The organism is Streptococcus cristatus ATCC 51100, assembly GCF_011612585.1.
GTDB lineage: Bacteria > Bacillota > Bacilli > Lactobacillales > Streptococcaceae > Streptococcus > Streptococcus cristatus_H.
In genome coordinates, this window is sequence record NZ_CP050133.1 from 125164 (window position 1) to 138231 (window position 13068).

The 13068-nt window shown below is 43.2% G+C and carries 17 protein-coding genes and 1 pseudogene; 13 read left to right on the forward strand and 5 right to left on the reverse strand.

What is annotated here, in order from left to right; all coding sequences use genetic code 11:
* Nucleotides 1–123: 123 nt before the first annotated feature.
* Complete coding sequence (locus tag HBA50_RS00630; protein WP_045500176.1) at nucleotides 124–594, reverse strand: DUF3021 family protein; 471 nt, start codon at nucleotides 592–594, stop codon at nucleotides 124–126.
* On the reverse strand, nucleotides 591–1031 hold the full coding sequence (locus HBA50_RS00635; protein WP_045500179.1) for a LytTR family DNA-binding domain-containing protein: 441 nt from the start codon (nucleotides 1029–1031) through the stop codon (nucleotides 591–593). Before HBA50_RS00635 ends, HBA50_RS00630 begins: the two co-directional genes overlap by 4 nt.
* A 184-nt stretch (nucleotides 1032–1215) precedes the next feature.
* Here HBA50_RS00635 and mutL point away from each other — a divergent pair, with 184 nt between their 5' ends.
* Nucleotides 1216–3159 carry a DNA mismatch repair endonuclease MutL gene (gene mutL, locus HBA50_RS00640; protein WP_045500183.1) on the forward strand — a complete coding sequence of 648 codons (1944 nt, stop codon included), beginning with the start codon at nucleotides 1216–1218 and terminating at the stop codon, nucleotides 3157–3159.
* A gap of 35 nt (nucleotides 3160–3194) precedes the next feature.
* On the opposite strand, the gene HBA50_RS00645 is transcribed toward mutL, so the two are convergent.
* Together HBA50_RS00645 and HBA50_RS00650 are read right to left on the reverse strand one after the other, a co-directional pair.
* On the reverse strand, nucleotides 3195–3716 hold the full coding sequence (locus HBA50_RS00645) for an RDD family protein (RefSeq protein WP_045500186.1): 522 nt from the start codon (nucleotides 3714–3716) through the stop codon (nucleotides 3195–3197).
* The gene (locus HBA50_RS00650; protein WP_045500189.1) at nucleotides 3700–4206 is read right to left on the reverse strand and encodes a helix-turn-helix domain-containing protein; all 507 of its coding nucleotides are present in this window, start codon (nucleotides 4204–4206) and stop codon (nucleotides 3700–3702) included. The genes HBA50_RS00645 and HBA50_RS00650 overlap by 17 nt, the downstream gene beginning before the upstream one ends.
* A gap of 169 nt (nucleotides 4207–4375) precedes the next feature.
* Here HBA50_RS00650 and ruvA point away from each other — a divergent pair, with 169 nt between their 5' ends.
* The 4 genes from ruvA to HBA50_RS00670 all read left to right on the forward strand — a co-directional run bounded on the left by ruvA (nucleotide 4376) and on the right by HBA50_RS00670 (nucleotide 6829).
* On the forward strand, nucleotides 4376–4966 hold the full coding sequence (gene ruvA, locus HBA50_RS00655) for a Holliday junction branch migration protein RuvA (RefSeq protein ID WP_045500192.1): 591 nt from the start codon (nucleotides 4376–4378) through the stop codon (nucleotides 4964–4966).
* A gap of 9 nt (nucleotides 4967–4975) precedes the next feature.
* A complete protein-coding gene (locus tag HBA50_RS00660) occupies nucleotides 4976–5530 on the forward strand; it encodes a DNA-3-methyladenine glycosylase I (protein ID WP_045500195.1) in 555 nt (184 codons plus the stop codon).
* A 4-nt stretch (nucleotides 5531–5534) separates the two neighbouring features.
* Complete coding sequence (locus HBA50_RS00665) at nucleotides 5535–6188, forward strand: CPBP family intramembrane glutamic endopeptidase (protein ID WP_045500198.1); 654 nt, start codon at nucleotides 5535–5537, stop codon at nucleotides 6186–6188.
* Between the two features lie 83 nt (nucleotides 6189–6271).
* On the forward strand, nucleotides 6272–6829 hold the full coding sequence (locus HBA50_RS00670; protein WP_045500201.1) for a GNAT family N-acetyltransferase: 558 nt from the start codon (nucleotides 6272–6274) through the stop codon (nucleotides 6827–6829).
* A gap of 43 nt (nucleotides 6830–6872) precedes the next feature.
* Here the strand turns inward: HBA50_RS00670 and HBA50_RS00675 are convergent, their stop codons facing one another.
* Nucleotides 6873–7283 (reverse strand): helix-turn-helix domain-containing protein, encoded by a 411-nt coding sequence (locus HBA50_RS00675; RefSeq protein ID WP_045500205.1) that lies wholly within the window; start codon nucleotides 7281–7283, stop codon nucleotides 6873–6875.
* A gap of 270 nt (nucleotides 7284–7553) precedes the next feature.
* On the opposite strand from HBA50_RS00675, the pseudogene HBA50_RS00680 reads away from it, so the two are divergent.
* From HBA50_RS00680 to HBA50_RS00715, 8 genes and pseudogenes are all read left to right on the forward strand, one after another.
* Nucleotides 7554–8811: pseudogene (locus HBA50_RS00680) on the forward strand (competence/damage-inducible protein A).
* 58 nt (nucleotides 8812–8869) lie between these two features.
* Nucleotides 8870–10018, forward strand: a complete 1149-nt coding sequence (gene recA / locus HBA50_RS00685) for a recombinase RecA (RefSeq protein WP_045500211.1) — start codon at nucleotides 8870–8872, stop codon at nucleotides 10016–10018.
* Between the two features lie 85 nt (nucleotides 10019–10103).
* Complete coding sequence (gene spx / locus HBA50_RS00690; protein WP_005591493.1) at nucleotides 10104–10502, forward strand: transcriptional regulator Spx; 399 nt, start codon at nucleotides 10104–10106, stop codon at nucleotides 10500–10502.
* Between the two features lie 107 nt (nucleotides 10503–10609).
* On the forward strand, nucleotides 10610–11176 hold the full coding sequence (locus HBA50_RS00695) for an SP0191 family lipoprotein (RefSeq protein ID WP_005591494.1): 567 nt from the start codon (nucleotides 10610–10612) through the stop codon (nucleotides 11174–11176).
* Between the two features lie 43 nt (nucleotides 11177–11219).
* Nucleotides 11220–11777: an SP0191 family lipoprotein gene (locus tag HBA50_RS00700; RefSeq protein WP_045500214.1), complete on the forward strand. Its 558-nt coding sequence runs from the start codon at nucleotides 11220–11222 to the stop codon at nucleotides 11775–11777.
* A 167-nt stretch (nucleotides 11778–11944) separates the two neighbouring features.
* Nucleotides 11945–12211 (forward strand): IreB family regulatory phosphoprotein, encoded by a 267-nt coding sequence (locus HBA50_RS00705; RefSeq protein ID WP_005592119.1) that lies wholly within the window; start codon nucleotides 11945–11947, stop codon nucleotides 12209–12211.
* Nucleotides 12211–12630: a Holliday junction resolvase RuvX gene (ruvX, locus tag HBA50_RS00710; protein ID WP_005591497.1), complete on the forward strand. Its 420-nt coding sequence runs from the start codon at nucleotides 12211–12213 to the stop codon at nucleotides 12628–12630. The genes HBA50_RS00705 and ruvX overlap by 1 nt, the downstream gene beginning before the upstream one ends.
* A gap of 20 nt (nucleotides 12631–12650) precedes the next feature.
* Nucleotides 12651–12962 (forward strand): DUF1292 domain-containing protein, encoded by a 312-nt coding sequence (locus tag HBA50_RS00715; protein WP_005591498.1) that lies wholly within the window; start codon nucleotides 12651–12653, stop codon nucleotides 12960–12962.
* Nucleotides 12963–13068 lie beyond the last annotated feature (106 nt).

Genomic DNA, 13068 nt, shown 5'->3' on the forward strand with positions numbered 1-13068 from the left:
GTTGAGTGGGCTCTACTACGCTGATTTCATCAGCTTTTACAGCCCTACTCAACTGTGCGGAGGTGGGACGACGAAATCGAATTCTAACGAATTACCGATTTCTGTCCCACTCTCTTTTTATTCTCACGATTTGCTAGACAAACCGCTATTGATTTTTTGAATGTTGCGGTAAGTGCGGTAGTAGATGGCACCTGAAATAATCAGATAAATGAGGGTGAATTCCCCGACGGCAGTCAGTGTCAGGCTGAGTATTTTTTCTCTTGGGAAAAATCCAGCTAGATTAGCCAAAAGTGCAAAGGTCAGAATCATCACACCATAGTGGCTGATGATGGAGCGCAGAATGCTCCAGTCTCTTTGGAAGAAGCTTCCGCTCCATCTGAAAATAGCTCCCATGATAAACCAGATAAGCATGCAGTAGAGCATGATGAGAGAAACATGGACATGCTGGCTCAAAAAGAAGTGGCCGATAGGCGAGCGAGGATGAAGCGGTAGATAAGCTGGATTGTAAAAATAAGAAACAATCATGGAGAAGAAGAGACCGATGAAAATCCCTCCAATTCCTCCGAAAAAGAGTTCTTTAAGACGAGTTTTCATAATTGCAACCTTTCTTTAATGGATTTGAGATAACGGCGGGACGAGTAAGTCTGATCACCGTTTTTCAGAAATATTTGAATCAGACCATTTGGAGTCAGCTTGAGGTGGCTGATTTGTCGGCTGTTGATAATCTCTGACTGAGAAATCTGCAGGAAATACTCCGGCAGGACCTGCAGCAACTGATAAAGAGCTTGTTGAGCTCGATAGCCGTCTTTTGCTGTTCGAACCTGAACCTGACGATTTTCTGTATAGACTCGATGAATTTCCTTAGCATCCAGCAAATAGATTTCGTCCTCTTTCTTGACATGAATCTTGTCTTCTTTGCCTAGATGTTGAGCAAAGTGGACCAATTCCTGGATGCTTTCTGTCATGAGGCGAGCCTCAATGCTGACGGAGTCTTCGGTGACTTGAGAATCGATTCTTAGCTTAACTTTCATAACTTCCTCCTTTCACCTTTATTAAACCGCAACTTGGCAGCGAAAACAAGCCCTTTTGTCTATGTGGCAGCTATTTGTGTCTATATGGTTTGTCTTGTGAGCAGAGCGGGCAAGATAAGTCTGCCCTCTGCTAGAAAGAGCCCAATGTGTTATAATAGATAGCAGAACAAATACGGAGAAAAAGATGTCAAAAATTATCGAACTTCCAGAAATTCTAGCCAATCAGATTGCGGCAGGTGAGGTCATTGAGCGGCCTAGCAGCGTGGTCAAGGAGCTAGTGGAAAATTCAATTGATGCGGGTGCTAGTCAGATTACCATCGAAATCGAGGAGGCCGGACTCAAGAGCATTCAGGTGACGGATAATGGCGAGGGCATAGACCACGAAGATGTCCCTCTGGCCCTCCGCCGCCATGCTACCAGTAAAATCAAGAAGCAGGCGGATCTCTTTCGGATTCGGACATTGGGTTTCCGAGGCGAGGCCATTCCTTCCATTGCTTCTGTCTCGCGTTTTACCATTGAGACAGCGACGGAAGCTGGCCAGCACGGGACTCTGCTGGTTGCGCAGGGTGGCGAGATAGAAAAGCACGAACCTACCAGCAGTCCGGTGGGAACGAAAATCAAGGTAGAAGATCTCTTCTTTAATACTCCAGCCCGGCTCAAGTATATGAAGAGCCAGCAGGCTGAGCTATCCCACATCGTTGATGTGATTAATCGGCTTAGTCTGGCCCATCCGGAAGTGGCTTTCACCCTTATCAGCGACGGCCGCGAAATGACACGGACTGCCGGCAGTGGTAATCTGCGTCAGGCTATTGCAGGAATCTATGGTTTGGCAACAGCTAAGAAAATGGTGGAAATCTCTGCTTCAGATTTGGACTTTGAAGTGAGCGGCTATGTCAGCCTGCCTGAGTTGACTCGTGCGAATCGGAATTATATTACGATTCTCATCAACGGCCGCTACATTAAGAATTTCCTGCTCAATCGAGCTATTTTGGACGGCTACGGCAGCAAGCTGATGGTAGGTCGCTTTCCACTAGCGGTCATCAATATTCAGATTGACCCCTATCTAGCCGATGTCAATGTCCATCCGACCAAGCAAGAGGTGCGCATTTCTAAAGAACGCGAACTCATGGCCTTGATTTCGCAAGCCATTGCGACTAGTCTCAAGGAGCAGGACCTTATCCCAGATGCTTTGGAAAATCTAGCCAAATCAACTGTTAAGCGTGCGACTAAGCCCGAACAGACTAGTCTTCCCCTTAAAGAAAATCGCCTCTACTACGATAAGGAGCAGAATGACTTCTTCCTCAAGCCGCAGGTGGCCGAGCAGCAACTATCCTTTGAAGAATTAGCAAAGCCTGTTCATCAAGCGACAGATGAAAAAGCAGAACCGCAACCGACTTCGGTCAAATTTGCAGAGAGAAAGCCAGTTAGCTATGACCAACTAGACCATCCAGAGCTTGACCAGGCTAGTCTGGAGCGGGCTGTGGATAAGTTGGAGCAGGAAGAGAAATCAAGCTTCCCAGAGTTAGAATATTTCGGTCAGATGCATGGTACTTATCTCTTTGCTCAGGGCAAGGGCGGTCTTTATATTATTGACCAGCATGCTGCCCAAGAGCGGGTCAAGTATGAGTATTATCGGGAGAAGATTGGGGATGTGGACAATAGCCAGCAGCAGCTTTTAGTGCCCTATATCTTTGAATTTCCAGCGGACGATATGCTGCGAATCAAGCAGCGGATGGAGCTATTAGAAGATGCTGGTATATTTTTAGAAGAGTATGGAGCCAATCAGTTTATCCTCCGTGAGCACCCCATTTGGTTTAAGGAAGAGGAGATTGAGGCAGGCATCTATGAGATGTGTGATATGCTGCTCTTGACCAAGGAAGTTTCCATCAAGAAATATCGAGCAGAGCTGGCCATTATGATGAGCTGCAAACGCTCCATCAAGGCCAATCACAGTCTGGATGACTATTCTGCGCGTGACTTGCTCTTTCAGCTGTCCCAGTGTGACAATCCCTATAACTGCCCACACGGCCGGCCGGTCTTGGTCAACTTTACCAAGTCGGATATGGAAAAAATGTTCCGCCGCATTCAGGAAAATCATACTAGCCTACGGGAGTTGGGGAAATACTAAACTTTATAGAAGATAAAACAGCCCTAGTCATAGAACTAGAGCTGTTTTGAATTTTTGAGCTGAACTTGTGTCCCAGCAAGTAAATCAGCTGGATGGCGTTTGTCCTTGCGAAGCAGTCCCATCAGCAGAAAGATCAAGAAGAGAATCCCTGCTGAAGTTGACAAGAAAATTGACAGGGCATCTGCTTGATAAGCACTACGGATAGCTCCCATATGTCCCAGCTGCCAAGGGAAAAACTTGATAGCAGAGCGCAAAAGGCTGTGGGAAAGGCTCCTATGTTTGTAAACCAACTGTAAACCTGCCCAACGCTTGCCAAAACTTCCTTTTCTATAGTCTAACCAAGCAAAGATAATAGTTAGAGACAGGACTGAGGTAGAAAAAGCCAGAAGTTGGCTCTGGACTTCAGTGAATGCAGGAATGCCTCCTAAAACCAGATAGTAAAAACCCATAGCCAGTAAAAAAAGAGCAATGAGGTAGCCCGAGATGAAAAGCCAGTCTCCAAACAGCTCTTTTAGACGAGTTTTGACTGGTAAGGGATTATCAGTTTTTAGTTTCATCTTGAGCATCTTCTTTCTTAGAATCCTCATCAAGGCCTATAACCTTGTCCAGATACTTTTCCTTCATCTTTAGCGCCTTGTTAATAGCCATTGCGGATGCGACTAGGAGGAAAAAAGTTAACCAGACCAGGCCAGTGAATTTTGCTGGAAAGATAGAACCTGCGGAAAAGAGATAAATAGCCAAGGCTAATACAAAAATATACAAAACATGCCAGAAGCCATAAGATTTTACTTGCTTATAGTAGCGATCTTTTTCGTCTTCTGAGAGGACGGGTTTTATTTCCGGCTTGTTGCTGTCTTCTAAAAGCAGATAATCTGTCGTCACCTGGAAAATCTTGCTCAGCTCTACAATTTTTTCCAGCTCTGGCAACGCTTGGCCAGACTCCCACTTAGAAATGCTCTGGCGAGAGACATTGATTTGTTCAGCCAGTTTTTCTTGTGACCAGCTTTTTTCTTTTCTTAGTTCAAATAATTTATCAGAGAGTTTCATAATCGCAGCCTCCTTTTCTTTGCTAACTCTATCCTAACAGCTTTTAGTTATCTTGAGAATACAGCTTCCTGTACATTTTGTCAACCGCTGGTTGCACTTCTGTTTGCAGTTTCCAGGCAGAAAATATGATATACTAGATAGGCAAAATGATACAAAAAGAAGGAAGATTATGTACGAATATTTTAAAGGAATCATCAGTAAAATCACAGCCAAGTACATTGTATTGGAAGTCAACTCGATCGGCTATATTCTTCATGTGGCCAATCCTTATGCATACTCAAGTCTAGTCAATCAAGAAACGCAAATTTATGTGCATCAGGTTGTCCGTGAGGATGCGCAGCTGCTTTATGGCTTTCGCTCAGAAGAGGAGAAGCAACTATTTCTCAGCTTGATTTCAGTCTCAGGTATTGGGCCAGTGTCTGCCCTGGCTATTATTGCGGCTGATGATAATGCTGGCTTGGTACAAGCTATTGAGCAGAAAAACATCACCTACCTGACCAAGTTTCCTAAAATTGGCAAGAAAACAGCCCAGCAGATGGTGTTGGACTTAGAAGGCAAGGTAGTGGCGGCGGATGGACCGGCAGCAAGCAAGGCGCCCGTCCAGACTGTGGATAATCAGGAGCTGGAAGAAGCCATGGAAGCCATGTTGGCATTGGGCTACAAAGCTGCTGAGCTCAAGAAAATCAAGAAATTCTTTGAAGGAACGACGGATACAGCTGAAAACTATATCAAGTCTGCTCTCAAGATGTTAGTGAAATAGGAGAAAGTTATGACTAAACGCTGCGGCTGGGTAAAAATGAACAACCCCTTGTATGTAGCCTATCATGATGATGAGTGGGGTAAGCCCCTCCATGATGATCAGAAATTATTTGAATTGCTTTGCATGGAGACCTATCAGGCTGGACTTTCTTGGGAGACCATTCTCAATAAACGCCAAGCTTTTCGAGAAGCTTTTCATTTCTATGATGCCCAGAAAATTGCCCAGATGACGGATGCAGACTTGGATGCTCTTTTGGACAATCCTAATATCGTCCGCAACAAGATGAAAATTTATGCGACTAGGGCTAATGCCCAAGCTTTTCTGGCTGTTCAAAAGCAGTTTGGCTCTTTTAACGACTATATCTGGTCCTTTGTCGATTTCAAAACGATTGACAATCAAATTACGAACTACAAGGAAGCTCCGACGAAGACAGAGCTGTCAGAAAGCATGTCCAAGGCACTGAAAAAGCAAGGCTTCAAATTTGTCGGTCCCGTTTGTGTCTATTCATTCCTAGAAGCCGCTGGTCTTATCAATGACCATGAAAAGAATTGTGATTGGAAGTAGAACAATGAAAACAAGAAAATTTCTCCTTATTTTTATCACCCTCTATACTATTTTATTTCTAGGTAGAGGCTTGCAGCTGATTGGAATAAATTGGCTGATTTACCCAGTTTATTTCCTTTTATTTATCTTAGGAATCTTAGCTTATCGTGAAGAATTAAAGGAGCAGTTGGCCTTGATTCTGACCAAGAAGAAGGAATTTCTAAAAACGATCTCTTTATATATGGTCTTCGTTTTCCTCCTGTCCATTGCCTGCAACCTGCTTTCAGCTTTGATTAAACAGAGTCTGGGCTTGCCGCTGCAGGGGCAGAATGAAGCCAGTATTCAAGGTGCCTTGTTGAAAAATCCATTTTTAATCTTGGTTATCGGTTGCTTTATCGGGCCAATCGTTGAAGAGTTTTTCTTCCGTCGCTTTTTCCTAGGCACTTTCTTGGCAAAATTCTCTAACTGGCTCGGTATTGTCTTAACAACCTTTCTATTTGCCACCCTTCATATGCACAGCTGGGCCTTATCAGAGTGGGTGACAGCTATTTCCTATATTGCCGGAGGTCTTCTTCTCTCGCTCCTGTATCTGAGAAAGGACAAAAATATCTGGTATCCAATTGCCCTTCATTGCTGTAACAATATCATTGCTTTTGTGATTACAATTTTTTTAATGTAGCAGTAGAGTGGTAAGTAAATAAAGCGAAAGTCTAGTGGCTACTTTTTAACTATTTTGAAGATTTTTAATAAAGGAAATGAAGGATGGACAATAGAGCTTTAGTATATTTGGCAGAGAATCGTATCTTGGAGACGGAGCGCCTTCTCCTACGTCCCATGACCATGGATGATTTGTTGGATTATCATGAGTATACTTCAGATGGAGAATTATTGAAATATGATTATCCAGAGCACCAAAGCATAGAAGAGAGCCGAGAGAGTCTTGTTTTATATAATTTAAGTGCTCCTTTGGGTCGCTACGGTATCGAGTTGAAATCTGAAGGCAAATTAATTGGCAATATCTCTCTTCGAATAGATACGGAACAAGAAACGGCGGAAATAGGCTATACAGTCAATGCTAACTATCACAGAAAAGGTTACGCAAATGAAGCAGCCTTAGTCTTAAAAGAATTGGCTCAGAACATGCCGGGGGTAAAGATATTTCTTGTCCACACGACTAAGCCCAATCTTGCTAGTCAAGGAGTTTTAGAAAAAATTGGGATGACCCTGATCTGGGAAAAGGAAGGATTGAGCCTTCGCGGAGAGCCGACCATCCGTCTCCGCTATGAAAGTCAGTTAAAGAATGACGAAAAAAAGGCCTAGACAAGATAGTTGTCTAAGCCTTTTCTGTAGAGTGCGGATATTTTCACTCCTCTTCTTGCATCCAAATCTTTTCCTTGGTAAAGATGCGTAGCTCGAAGAAGAGCATAAAGAGGGTGGAGATGAGGAAGCCAGCCATAAAGATATGGTGTAAGTAAGCAGAGACACCAATGTAAACCAAGATAGACAAAAGGTAGAGGATGACTAAATAATGCCATTTTTTAGCCTTGCTGTCTTCGAGGGCCTTTTTCTCCAAACGCTCGTCCTCCTTGATGAGCTGGTCCAAGCTGAGATCAAACTCCCGACTGATAGCAATGAGATTGCCAATATCAGGGATCCCTTTTCCACTTTCCCAGCGGGCAATGGCAGAGCGGGAAACCCTGAGTCTTTCTGCTAAGGCTTCCTGAGTGAGTTGATGTTGTTGACGAATGTCCTTGAGAACTTGAGAGATTTTCATGATGATTCCCTTTCTAACGAAATGAATAAATTACTTTTTACATCCTTTTCATGTTTATTATAAAAAGAAAAAGTTTCTTTGCCAATAGCATCTGCCTAACAATCCAGTTATTCTCCATAACAAACAGATTTTCAAAAGTTATCCACAGGATGTTGACAACTTTGTCAATCAAGTTGACAGCTCTTTTTATTTCTTGAAATGAAAATCAACTTTTTTACCCTTTTTTGTGATAAAATAAAGCCAATTCCGAATAGTAAGGTAGGAGGTTCTATGAAAGCAGAAATTATTGCTGTGGGCACCGAGATTCTGACAGGTCAGATTGTCAATACCAATGCCCAATTTTTATCTGAAAAACTTGCGAGTCTGGGGATTGATGTCTATTTTCAGACGGCAGTGGGGGACAACGAAAATCGTCTCCTCTCCGTCCTAGAAATTGCCAAAGAGCGCAGTGATTTAATTATCCTGACAGGAGGCTTGGGGCCAACAGAGGATGATTTGACTAAGCAGACCTTGGCTAAGTTTGTAGGTCGAGATTTGAGCTTCGACCCAGCGGCTGTGGAAAAGTTGGATCGTTTTTTTTGCCAGCCGACCAGACTATGCCCGAACGCCCAACAATGAGCGCCAGGCCCAGCTGGTGACAGGTTCGACTCCGCTACCAAATGCGACAGGTCTGGCCGTTGGTGGTTTACTAGAGGTTGATGGAGTGACCTATGTTGTCCTGCCAGGTCCGCCTAGCGAGCTTAAGCCTATGGTCAATAACGAGCTGGTTCCCCTCTTATCCACAGGCCAGAAATTGTATTCACGAGTGCTCCGTTTCTTCGGTATTGGCGAGAGTCAGTTGGTGACTATTTTGGCTGAGATGATTGATCAACAGAGTGATCCGACCATTGCACCTTATGCAAAGACGGGCGAAGTGACTCTGCGCTTGTCCACCAAGGCTTTGAGTCAGGCAGAAGCGGATGTTAAGTTTGAGGCTGTGGAAAAGTCTATTTTGGCACATCAGACTTTTGAGGGACAGTCTTTGTCCGAGATTTTCTACGGTTATGGAGATGACAATTCCTTGGCTCAAGTGGCTTTTGATTTGCTCAAGAGTCAAGCCAAGACGATTTCGGCGGCGGAGAGTTTGACAGCTGGCCTCTTTCAAGCAACCTTGGCGGATTTTGCTGGTGCATCCTCTATTTTTTCAGGTGGCTTTGTCACCTACAGCATGGAGGAAAAGAGCCGGATGCTGGATATTCCGTTGGGAGATCTGGAGAAGCACGGCGTTGTTTCGGCTTTTACGGCTGGGAAAATGGCAGAGCAGGCTAGAAAGCTGACTCGGAGCGACTTGGCTGTCAGTCTGACAGGTGTGGCAGGCCCAGATTCGCTGGAAGGCCATCCAGCTGGGACAGTTTTTATCGGCTTAGCGAGTGAATCAGGAACGGAAACCATTAAGGTAAATATTGCTGGACGTAGCCGACGGGATGTGCGGAAGATTGCCGTCATGTACGCCTTCAACCTCGTACGAAAAACTTTATTAAAGCGCTGATTTTTGGTATAATGAACAGATGGCCAAAAGACATTTTAGAAAAAAATAGGAGAAATAAATGGCAAAAAAACAGAAAAATTTGGATGAAATCACAAAGAAATTTGGAGATGAACGCCAAAAAGCTTTGGATAACGCTCTGAAGAATATTGAAAAAGACTTCGGTAAGGGAGCTATTATGCGTCTGGGCGAGCGAGCGGAGCAAAAGGTTCAAGTCATGAGTTCAGGCTCTCTGGCTTTGGATATTGCTCTCGGTGCGGGTGGCTATCCTAAGGGACGGATTATTGAGATTTACGGTCCAGAGTCTTCTGGTAAGACAACCGTTGCTCTTCATGCCGTTGCTCAGGCTCAAAAAGAAGGCGGCATCGCAGCCTTTATTGATGCAGAGCACGCTTTGGACCCGTCATACGCTGCAGCTTTGGGCGTAAACATTGATGAATTGCTGCTGTCACAACCAGACTCAGGGGAGCAAGGTCTTGAAATTGCAGGAAAATTGATTGACTCTGGTGCAGTTGATTTGGTCGTTATCGACTCAGTTGCAGCCCTGGTGCCACGTGCAGAAATCGATGGCGATATCGGTGACAGCCACGTCGGCTTGCAGGCTCGGATGATGAGCCAGGCGATGCGCAAATTGTCTGCTTCTATCAACAAAACCAAGACGATTGCCATCTTTATCAACCAACTTCGTGAAAAAGTTGGTGTTATGTTTGGAAATCCTGAAACAACACCAGGTGGACGTGCTTTGAAGTTCTACGCATCTGTTCGTCTGGATGTCCGTGGCAATACCCAAATCAAGGGTACGGGTGATGCGAAGGATACCAATGTCGGTAAGGAAACTAAAATCAAGGTTGTGAAAAACAAGGTGGCTCCACCATTCAAGGAAGCCTTTGTGGAAATCATGTATGGAGAAGGTATTTCTAAGACAGGCGAGCTGATTAAGATTGCGACTGACTTGGATATCATCAAAAAAGCGGGTGCTTGGTATTCTTACAATGATGAAAAAATCGGCCAAGGTTCTGAAAATGCGAAGAAATACTTGACTGATCATCCAGAAGTCTTTGACGAAATCGACCGTCAAGTCCGTGTACGTTACGGCTTGATTGAAGATGATGAGCCAGCAGAAGCAGTGAAGGGTAAGGCTGAGGCTCCTCTTGAAAAATTAGAAGAAGTGACTCTTGATCTAGACGATGCCTTTGATATTGAGGAATAATTTTTCAAAATAGGTCGCAAGACCGATGGTTTTTGTGGTATAATATACTACGATAGTAGTATCGTGTAGCGAAAGGAGTACTTGCATGATCACAATTTATACGGTTTCAAGTTGTACTAGCTGCAAAAAAGCAAAGACCTGGCTAAACGCCCATCAATTGACTTACAAGGAGCAAAACCTTGGTAAGGAAGGAATTACCAAAGAAGAAATTCTTGATATTTTAGCAAAAACTGAAAATGGCATTGCCAGCATTGTATCTTCAAAAAACCGTTATGCAAAAGGACTCGGTGTTGATATTGAAGATTTGAGTGTAAACGAAGTCATTGACATCATCATGGAAACACCGCGGATTCTGAAAAGTCCGATTTTGGTGGATGACAAGCGTCTCCAAGTTGGTTACAAGGAAGATGATATCCGTGCCTTCTTACCTCGTGCAGTGCGCAATGTTGAGAATACAGAAGCTCGCTTACGAGCAGCTCTATAATTAGATAAGGAAAGGCGCCTTTTAGGCTGCCTTTTTTCTGTATCATTACCTAAAAATGATTGACAAGCGGTTAAACTATGATACAATATCTCTGAGGAGGACGGAACGTGAAGAAATTTTTACTAATTTTTGGCTTAGCAGCTGTGATATTGACTGGCTGCGCTCATAAGAAAGCGGACAAGCCAAAGGGGAAAAAAGAGGAAATTACAACTAATCTTCCCATTATCAGTCAGGCTGAAAAGCAGGAAGTTATCACCAAAAAACTAGTTTTCCCCAAAGATGAGCAAGGAATTCAATCTAGTCAAATTATCACTTATCAAGGGAAACGTTTTATCAAGGTGATTATGGAGAGAATTACTCCAACGGATGATAGTATCAAAAATGCTATTAAAGAAGTGGGTCTGGAGGAGACTCAGCGGCTCTTGGATGAATCAATGCAAAAGGATACGGACTATACTCAAGCAAAAACTGTTGCGGGTTTCACCGGAACCGTTCAGATTCTTAATGAAAATGAAATGAAAATCACGTCAACTTATGATTTTGACAATTTGGATATTGAAAAGGCACTCACTTTAAATTATTTTAAAAACAGCAATCTAAAAGAAATGACAAAGATGCCACCTGAAGAATATATCAATAATTTATTGATGAACGGGGCTGAGGAGCAACAGTAAGGAAGCTTCTTGTCAATCATAGAAAACCAAAAAGGAGAAAGAAATGAAAAAATCAGTAGTACTTTTAATGGCTAGTTTGGCGGTGTTGACAGCTTGTGGACAACAATCACATAGTGGAAAAGCTGGTAGCAACCAGTCTGTCCAAAGCAAGGCAAAAGATAAATCGGTTACCAAGTCTTATCAGTTAAATCAAAAGGTACAAGGCCTTGATCAAACGATGACCTTGACAGTTACCTACGCGGGCAAGAAGTATGAAAAAGTGAATATTGCTATTTCACAAAATTTGCCAGAAGAAGCTAAGTCTGCCTTAGCTGGTCAAGACTTGTCCTCTCTGCAAGAAGAGGTGAGCAAGAGCTTTAAGCAAAGTTCAGGAGTGGATAAACTTGAACAAGTAAAAGGTATTCAAGTGAATGTTAAAGTGACCGAAAAAGGCACTGTTGATATTGATTTTATTATCGATCCGACAAATCTTGATTATGATGCGGCTTCTAAAGTACCGACCTATGGGCCAATCTTTAGCCAAATGAAGTCTCAGACTCCAGAAGAATTTATCAAGTCCTTCCAAGATGAAGGGGGCAAGGAAATTAGCAATCCGTCCTAATATTTTCGATGAAAACTAGTCTTTGAAAAGGGCTAGTTTTTTGATGGGAAGGAGCGGTAAATAGTTGAAAAAATGTCGAAAAAGTAGAAAATTTACATGGATTAAGTTTGTGAAACTGCTGTAACTATGCTATAATGATGGTATTCTTAAAGAAAGAGGGTGTAATTGTGGGATTTACAGACGAAACTGTACGTTTTAATCTTGATGATTCAAACAAAAAAGAAATTAGCGAGACTTTGACCGATGTCTACAAGTCACTCAATGATAAGGGCTACAATCCAATCAATCAAATCGTAGGTTACGTGCTGAGTGGAGATCCTGCTTATGTGCCTCGTTATAATAATGCTCGAAATCAGATTCGTAAATATGAACGCGATGAAATCGTAGAGGAATTGGTGCGTTATTATCTGAAAGGGCAAGGCATTGACCTCTGATGAGAATTATGGGACTAGATGTTGGCTCGAAAACAGTGGGCGTCGCAATTAGCGATCCACTTGGCTTCACCGCTCAGGGACTTGAAATCATTCAGATTGATGAAGAGAAAGAGCAATTCGGTTTTGAGCGTTTGACGGAGCTTGTCGAGCAATATAAGGTGGACAAGTTTGTGCTTGGCCTTCCTAAAAATATGAACAATACCAGCGGTCCACGAGTGGAAGCGAGTAAGGCTTATGGTGAGAAGATTGCCCAGCTTTTCCAAATTCCGGTCGAGTATCAGGACGAGCGTCTGACGACAGTGGCTGCTGAGCGCATGCTGATTGAACAGGCAGATGTCAGCCGCAGCAAGCGCAAAAAAGTGATTGATAAATTGGCGGCTCAGCTAATTTTACAAAATTATTTAGATAGAAACTTTTAGAAAGAATTGAGGAAACAATTATGGCACACGATCATAATCATGACCACGAACAGGCACAGCCTGAATTGATTACCTTGGTAGATGAGCAAGGGAACGAGAATTTATTTGAAATTCTTCTGACCATTGATGGTAAGGAAGAGTTTGGAAAAAATTACGTACTTTTGGTACCAGTAAATGCTGAAGAAGATGAGAACGGCGAAGTTGAAATCCAAGCTTACTCATTTACAGAAAATGAAGACGGAACAGAAGGCGAATTGGAACCAATCCCAGAAGATTCTGATGCAGAGTGGGATATGATTGAAGAAGTCTTCAACAGCTTTATGGAGGAGTAAAAAGGTCCGGGGGACCTTTTTAGCCCGAGCTTGAAAACTAGAAAGCGAGAAAGGTCTGGGAGACCTTTTTAGCCCGAGCTTGGAAACCAGAAAGCGAGGGAGGTTC